Raw genomic sequence first — 6,292 nt, forward strand, 5'->3', positions numbered from 1 at the left:
GCTGGAACTGGGCAGTCTGGATCTGGTTGACGGTACGCCAATAGTGGATATCAAGCCCTATCTGCCTTTCGCCGAATCGATCCCCACGGCGCGAGCGGGCTTTGCACAAGAGGCGCCGGAAGCCTCTATGCCGGTAACGTTCTCACCACAGGCCGTTCAACAGATTGCGCAGCACGGCGCACATTATCCAAACCTGGAAAGGTTTATCGCCGAAGTGCTGGCCCAGGATCCGCGTCCTGCCTACCGTAAAGGCGAAGAGCCGGAACGGGAATATGCCGCCTGGCTGCTCGATTTCAACGTACGCTGGCGCGTCGATGCCTCCGGGACGCTGGTGACCGCCGTAGAGCGCCGTTAATTTATCTTCTGTCTCTTTTGAGTCGCTAACCACGCTGGTACACTAGCCGCCAGCAATTATTTAGCCTGGCTTAATGTAGCTTTCTGCTTAACTGGAATCGTAACTCATGCGTACTACTCAATATCTGCTCTCCACCCAGAAGGAGACGCCTGCCGACGCTGAAGTGATCAGCCACCAGCTGATGCTGCGCGCCGGGATGATCCGCAAACTGGCTTCCGGGTTGTACACCTGGCTGCCGACCGGCCTGCGCGTTCTGAAAAAAGTCGAAAACATCGTGCGCGAAGAGATGAACAACGCGGGTGCTATCGAAATCTCCATGCCGGTCGTGCAGCCTGCCGATCTGTGGCAGGAGAGCGGACGCTGGGAGCAGTACGGGCCGGAGCTGCTACGCCTGGTCGATCGTGGCGACCGCCCTTTTGTGCTTGGCCCTACGCACGAGGAAGTGATCACCGATCTGATCCGCAATGAGCTGAGCTCTTATAAGCAGCTGCCGCTGAATCTTTTCCAGATCCAGACCAAATTCCGCGATGAAGTCCGTCCTCGCTTCGGCGTAATGCGTTCGCGCGAGTTCATCATGAAAGATGCCTACTCGTTCCATACTTCGCAGGAATCGCTGCAGATAACCTACGACGATATGTATCGTGCCTACAGCCAGAGCTTTGCGCGTATGGGCCTGGATTTCCGTGCCGTACAGGCTGATACCGGCTCGATCGGCGGCAGCGCCTCCCATGAGTTCCAGGTGCTGGCCGAGAGCGGCGAAGACGATATCGTGTTTTCAACCGATTCTGACTACGCGGCAAATATCGAACTGGCCGAAGCCGTTGCGCCAGCCGGCAGCCGCGCGGACGCGACTCAGCCAATGGTAGAAATCGACACGCCGAACGCGAAAACTATCGCGGCGCTGGTTGAACAACACAAGCTGCCGATTGAGAAGACCGTGAAGACGTTGCTGGTAGAGGCGACCAAAGAGAGTGGCCATTCGCTGGTTGCGCTGGTTGTGCGCGGCGACCACGAGCTGAACGAAATCAAAGCCGAAAAAATTGATATCGTCGCCGCGCCGCTGACGTTCGCGACCGAAGAAGCTATTCGCGCGGCTACAGGCGCGGGTCCGGGCTCTCTGGGTCCTGTGGGCCTGACGCTGCCGGTTGTGGTTGACCGTACCGTCGCGATGATGAGCGATTTCTGCGCGGGCGCAAACAAGGACGGCAAACACCTGACCGGCATTAACTGGCAGCGCGATCTGCCGCTGCCGCGCGTGGCCGACCTGCGCAACGTAGTGGAAGGCGACGCCAGCCCGGACGGTAAAGGCACGCTGCTGATCAAGCGCGGTATCGAAGTGGGCCACATCTTCCAGCTTGGCACCAAGTATTCTGAAGCGATGAAAGCTTCCGTGCAGGGCGAAGATGGCCGTAATCAGGTGCTGACGATGGGCTGTTACGGGATTGGCATCACGCGTATCGTGGCCGCCGCTATTGAGCAGAACCATGACGAGCGCGGCATTATCTGGCCTGCGGCGCTGGCCCCGTTCCAGGTCGCCATTCTGCCAATGAATATGCATAAATCCTTCCGCGTGAAGGAGCTGGCAGAAGAGCTGTACAACCAGCTGCGCGCCAAAGGTATCGATGTGATCCTTGACGATCGCAAAGAGCGTCCTGGCGTGATGTTTGCCGATATGGAGCTGATTGGCGTACCGCACACCGTCGTGATCGGCGACCGTAATCTCGACAGCGAGGAAGTGGAGTACAAATCCCGCCGCGCGGGCGAGAAACAGATGATTAAAACCGGCGAAATTCTGGATTTCCTGCTGGCCGAAATCACTCAGTGATAGTCAGGCGGCGGGCATGTTGTCCGCCGCTTAGCTGCCCGCCTCTGCCGGCGCCAGCCGATAGTTCAACGTGGTTGATATTGCTCCACCGCCTGCATCCGTCATCTCCAGCCCGCCTTCACGCGGTCGAAAGTAACGCTTCTCACCCCGATCCGACACCAACACCAGCTTTTCCGCCGTTCGCGTCCAGTGGCCCTGCTGCTGATTTTCAACGTGGTCTGAACTTAGATAGCGCTCCTGCAACCGGTAGCGCCCACCCTGTTGCAAAGAGAGCGTAACCTGAATGCCTTCACAATCGGCGCAGGGAATCACGCCTCGATAAGTCTGCACCTGCGCTTCGCGCGGCTTCGCCGTTGCCGCCGCATCGTAGTTCTGACAGCCCATCAGCGGGCCAAAGAACAGCGATAACATCAGCACCACCAGCACTTTTTTCACTTTCCCTCCTTTAGCTATCCAATCAGTCAGGTACGCGCCGCATTTTTCCGCGCAGCGATTTGGTGCTCGCTTTGCGCGCCTTGCCCTCCAGCCGCCGCTTTTTAGAAGCCAGAGTAGGCCGCGTGGCCCGCCGTGTCTTTTCCACTACCGTCAGCTCCTGAATCAGGTTTTCCAGCCTTTTCAGTGCTGCTTCACGGTTCATCTCCTGGCTGCGATACTCCTGCGCCTTGATGATCACTATCCCTTCCGGCGTAATCAGATGGTGGCTGGCCGCCAGCAGACGCTCTTTGTAGAACTCAGGCAGGCTGGAGGCGCGAATATCAAAACGGAGATGAATAGCCGTAGAGCTTTTATTGACGTTCTGCCCGCCGTTCCCCTGCGCTCGGATAGCGGTCAGCTCCAGCTCGCTATCGGGAATGGTCGCCTGGCGTGACAGCACAATCATGCCGGTTTACCGTCGAGCAGCCAGTCGGTAAAGCGCAGTTCCAGATGCTGCTGCTCGTCTGAAAGCCAGATAGTACCGTCCTGAATCGTCGCCTGCAGCGTCATAGAGCGTGAAGCGATCTTCGTCAGCGCTTTCAGCTGCTCATCATCCAAAAAACGCACGGTCAGGTTTTCCTGTTGAAGCTTAGCCTGATTTTGCTGCCACCATATCTGCGCGGCGCGGGCGTTATAAGTATACAAGTATACGCGGGCTGCGCGATTACAGGCTTTCTTTAGCCGCCGCTCGTCCGGCAGTCCCAGCTCGATCCAGACCTCAATACCGTTGTGATCGTTCATCAGCCAGATTTCCGGCTCGTCCTCCGCGCTCAGGCCACGCGTAAAGGTCAGCCTTTCGTGCGCATTGACCAGCCATGCCAGCAGGCGCAGCATCAGCCTTTCTTCCGTTTCGGAAGGATGTCGGGCCAGCGTCAGCACGCTGTCCAGAAACACGTTTTTGTCCATATCGGCCACGTTGACGGTGGCTTTATAAATTGTTGCTTTGAGTGCCATGGTATTCCTTATCGTTGTTGGCGGGCATTGTAACCCGTGCGGGCAGCAAATCACGCTACGACTGGCTGATTTCCCCTGAAATCCTGTGTTATAGTCGTCGGGTCGCCAAAGAAAATTCTTGAGGTGCATGTGCAAAAGTATTGTGAATTAGTTCGTCGTAAATATGCTGAAATCGGCAGCGGCGATCTGGGATACGTGCCGGACGCCATAAGTTGCGTTTTAAAAGCACTGAATGAGGTAGCGGCAAATCCTGAGCTACACTCTTCAATCAGGGAACAGGCAGCTTTTGCTGCTGCTAACTTATTGGTGAGCGATTATGTTGACGAATGAATACCGACCGATCAACTGCGATGATTACGACAATCTGGAACTTGCCTGTCAGAAACAGCTGACGCTGGCGCTGGCGTTAAAAGACGGCGAGCAGCTGAAGGCGAAAGCGACAGATATCCTGTTACGCAAGAAGGTGGAATACCTGGTCGTCGATCTCTCAGGCGAGATCCGCGAGCTACGCCTGGATCATATCGCCAGTTTCAGCCACCCTGAACTGGGTACCGTCGTGGTCAGCGAGTCTGACTAACCTCCAATCGGGCGGAAGCTATTCCGCCCTCCGTCGTCAGGGCTTCAGGCTCGCATAGTAAGCCGCCAGATCTGCCATATCGTCATCGCTCAACCCCGCCACGAAAGCTTTCATTACTTCCGCCTGTCCGCCGCTACGCTCGCCTTTTTGATAGGCATGGAGCGCATGGTCGAGATAGTCCGCGTGCTGGCCCGCCAGATTAGGATACAGTGAAACGGCGGCTTTGCCCGCTGCACCGTGACAGCCCTGGCAGCTGGCGGCTTTTTGCTGGCCATTCTGTGCATTGCCTGCCAGCGTGGAAAAACTGGTCGCCAGCAGCAGTGCCGATACGATTACTTTTTTCATTGCTCATCCTGTTGCCAGCTGATTTGCCAGCCGGGTTGCTCTTTCGGGTCGCCTTCACGGGTGACGAAAACGCCCACGGCGGCAATCAGCTGATTGCCATAAAACAGCAGCGGCGTACGCTCGCGCAGCCACGGGGGCACGCCAAGCTCCTGCCAGATTTTTTTTATCGGTCGGCTGCCCGCGCGTCCGACGATGTGGATACTGCCCTGCGCCTGAAAGCGCACGCTAACGTCTTCATCAGTCTGCGGCGCACGTACCCTGATGCCGGTTTCGCCGCGTATCAGTCTGCCCAGGTTAGCAGGTAACAGCAGCGACGCCGCCGTGGCAGGCCAGGCGAGCACTTCATGCCGTACCGATACGGTAACGGGCAGCCAGTACAGGCGCCCGCGAAAGCGACGGACTTCAATATCACCCAGCAACAGACGCGGCTCTGCATCTTCACGACTACAGGCGACTTCCTGCCAGATACGCGCCAGCGCATCCCGTGAAGGCATCAGTCCCTGATGCCGCGCTATCCAGCGTCGTAACAACGCATCGCGTCGGCTGTCGCTCATTAAGGCCAGCGGCGCAATGGCCAGCGTCCCCTTTTCGTCTGTTAATGCACTGAGCGATTCTGCCAGCAGCTCATCCAACAGCCTTTCCTGTTCGCCGCACAGAGCCGCGCTACGTGCTGCCGCTCGGGCAAAGTGAGGCCAGCGCGCGCTCAGTTCTGGCAGAATAACCTGGCGCAGAAAGTTACGGTCGTAGCGTGTATCCTGATTGCTGTCATCTTCAATCCAGCTCAGCTGATGCTCCGCCGCCCACTGTTCCAGCTGCGCGCGTGTTTGCGTCAGCAGAGGCCGCAGGTGCAGATGCGAACCTGACGTCGCGCGGGCTGGCATAGCAGCAAGCCCGGCTGGCCCGCTGCCTCTTTTCAGCGCCAGCAACAGCGTTTCGCACTGGTCATCCAGATGCTGCGCGGTCAGCAGGCATTCGCCAGGCTGAAGATGCTGACGAAACGCCTGATAACGCACCTCACGGGCAGCGGCCTCGATACCTTTTTTGCGCCCGTCAACTCTGACGTGCACCACTTCCAGCGCCACCTGCCAGCGCGCACACTGCTGCTGACAGTGTGTCACCCAGTCTGCTGCCAGCGGATTAAGGCCGTGATGAATATGGATAGCGCGTAAAGAGAGGGCGTGCTGCTGACGCAGGCAGACCAGCTGATGCAGCAGCACGCTGGAATCCAGTCCGCCGCTGAAAGCCACCAGCAGGTGCTGTTGTCCGGCGAGATGATGTTGAAGATCGGACAGTGACATGCAAATCCCTGAAGCAAAAAGGCCCGGCCGAACGCGGCCAGGCACTATTTTACGCCTGATAAAGCTCCAGCGGCAAACCGTCCGGATCTTTAAAGAAGGTATACTGCTTGTCCGTCAGCGGATCGACGCGGATGGCCTCGCAGCTGACCCCTTTCTCTTCAAGATGGCGTTTTGCCGCATCTATATCTTCCACGCTGAACGCCAGGTGGCGCAGGCCGCAGGCTTCCGGTCCGTCCGGACGGGCAGGTGGGAACGGAAAGGAGAACAGCTCAATAGCGTATTCACCGTTCAGCGCCAGATCGCCTTTCCAGGAGTCCCGGGCTTCCCGATAAACCTCTCCCATCAGCGTAAAACCCAGCACGTCGCAATAGAAAGCCTTACTGGCTTCATAATGGCTGGCGATAATAGCAATATGGTGCACTTTCCTGATAAACATGTCTTTCTCCTGAATAAAAGCTTCCGGC

General features: G+C 57.4%; 9 protein-coding genes and 1 pseudogene. 4 read left to right on the forward strand and 6 right to left on the reverse strand.

Annotated features, from left to right (window positions below; all coding sequences use genetic code 11):
* Together RTK32_RS17450 and proS are read left to right on the forward strand one after the other, a co-directional pair.
* Positions 1–355: pseudogene (locus RTK32_RS17450) on the forward strand (TrmO family methyltransferase); the annotation flags it as partial.
* Between the two features lie 106 nt (positions 356–461).
* On the forward strand, positions 462–2,180 hold the full coding sequence (proS, locus tag RTK32_RS17455; RefSeq protein ID WP_312046193.1) for a proline--tRNA ligase: 1,719 nt from the start codon (positions 462–464) through the stop codon (positions 2,178–2,180).
* Between the two features lie 30 nt (positions 2,181–2,210).
* Here proS and RTK32_RS17460 read toward each other — a convergent pair whose 3' ends face one another.
* The 3 genes from RTK32_RS17460 to RTK32_RS17470 are packed head-to-tail and all read right to left on the reverse strand — an operon-like array spanning position 2,211 to position 3,608.
* Complete coding sequence (locus tag RTK32_RS17460) at positions 2,211–2,615, reverse strand: copper resistance protein NlpE N-terminal domain-containing protein (protein WP_312046194.1); 405 nt, start codon at positions 2,613–2,615, stop codon at positions 2,211–2,213.
* 22 nt (positions 2,616–2,637) lie between these two features.
* On the reverse strand, positions 2,638–3,060 hold the full coding sequence (gene arfB, locus RTK32_RS17465) for an alternative ribosome rescue aminoacyl-tRNA hydrolase ArfB (RefSeq protein ID WP_312046196.1): 423 nt from the start codon (positions 3,058–3,060) through the stop codon (positions 2,638–2,640).
* Positions 3,057–3,608 carry a YaeQ family protein gene (locus RTK32_RS17470; protein ID WP_312046198.1) on the reverse strand — a complete coding sequence of 184 codons (552 nt, stop codon included), beginning with the start codon at positions 3,606–3,608 and terminating at the stop codon, positions 3,057–3,059. Before RTK32_RS17470 ends, arfB begins: the two co-directional genes overlap by 4 nt.
* A 129-nt stretch (positions 3,609–3,737) precedes the next feature.
* Between RTK32_RS17470 and RTK32_RS17475 the strand changes: the two genes are divergently transcribed.
* Complete coding sequence (locus RTK32_RS17475; RefSeq protein WP_312046204.1) at positions 3,738–3,938, forward strand: YaeP family protein; 201 nt, start codon at positions 3,738–3,740, stop codon at positions 3,936–3,938.
* Positions 3,925–4,185, forward strand: a complete 261-nt coding sequence (gene rof / locus RTK32_RS17480) for a Rho-binding antiterminator (protein ID WP_409451111.1) — start codon at positions 3,925–3,927, stop codon at positions 4,183–4,185. Before RTK32_RS17475 ends, rof begins: the two co-directional genes overlap by 14 nt.
* A 36-nt stretch (positions 4,186–4,221) precedes the next feature.
* Here the strand turns inward: rof and RTK32_RS17485 are convergent, their stop codons facing one another.
* The 3 genes from RTK32_RS17485 to RTK32_RS17495 are packed head-to-tail and all read right to left on the reverse strand — an operon-like array spanning position 4,222 to position 6,264.
* Positions 4,222–4,530, reverse strand: coding sequence for a cytochrome c (locus RTK32_RS17485; RefSeq protein WP_312046200.1), 309 nt, complete (start codon positions 4,528–4,530; stop codon positions 4,222–4,224).
* Positions 4,527–5,828, reverse strand: coding sequence for a tRNA lysidine(34) synthetase TilS (gene tilS / locus RTK32_RS17490; RefSeq protein ID WP_312046202.1), 1,302 nt, complete (start codon positions 5,826–5,828; stop codon positions 4,527–4,529). Before tilS ends, RTK32_RS17485 begins: the two co-directional genes overlap by 4 nt.
* A 49-nt stretch (positions 5,829–5,877) precedes the next feature.
* Positions 5,878–6,264 carry a VOC family protein gene (locus tag RTK32_RS17495; protein WP_312046208.1) on the reverse strand — a complete coding sequence of 129 codons (387 nt, stop codon included), beginning with the start codon at positions 6,262–6,264 and terminating at the stop codon, positions 5,878–5,880.
* Between the last annotated feature and the right edge of the window lie 28 nt (positions 6,265–6,292).

Source organism: Erwinia sp., assembly GCF_031978025.1.
Lineage (GTDB): Bacteria > Pseudomonadota > Gammaproteobacteria > Enterobacterales > Enterobacteriaceae > Erwinia.

Bases quoted from the DNA above. Each gene is read 5' to 3' on its own strand.
- tilS (WP_312046202.1), bottom strand. From the start codon at position 5,828: ATGTCACTGTCCGATCTTCAACATCATCTCGCCGGACAACAGCACCTG.
- RTK32_RS17485 (WP_312046200.1), bottom strand. From the start codon at position 4,530: ATGAAAAAAGTAATCGTATCGGCACTGCTGCTGGCGACCAGTTTTTCC.
- proS (WP_312046193.1), top strand. From the start codon at position 462: ATGCGTACTACTCAATATCTGCTCTCCACCCAGAAGGAGACGCCTGCC.
- rof (WP_409451111.1), top strand. From the start codon at position 3,925: ATGTTGACGAATGAATACCGACCGATCAACTGCGATGATTACGACAAT.
- RTK32_RS17495 (WP_312046208.1), bottom strand. From the start codon at position 6,264: ATGTTTATCAGGAAAGTGCACCATATTGCTATTATCGCCAGCCATTAT.
- arfB (WP_312046196.1), bottom strand. From the start codon at position 3,060: ATGATTGTGCTGTCACGCCAGGCGACCATTCCCGATAGCGAGCTGGAG.
- RTK32_RS17470 (WP_312046198.1), bottom strand. From the start codon at position 3,608: ATGGCACTCAAAGCAACAATTTATAAAGCCACCGTCAACGTGGCCGAT.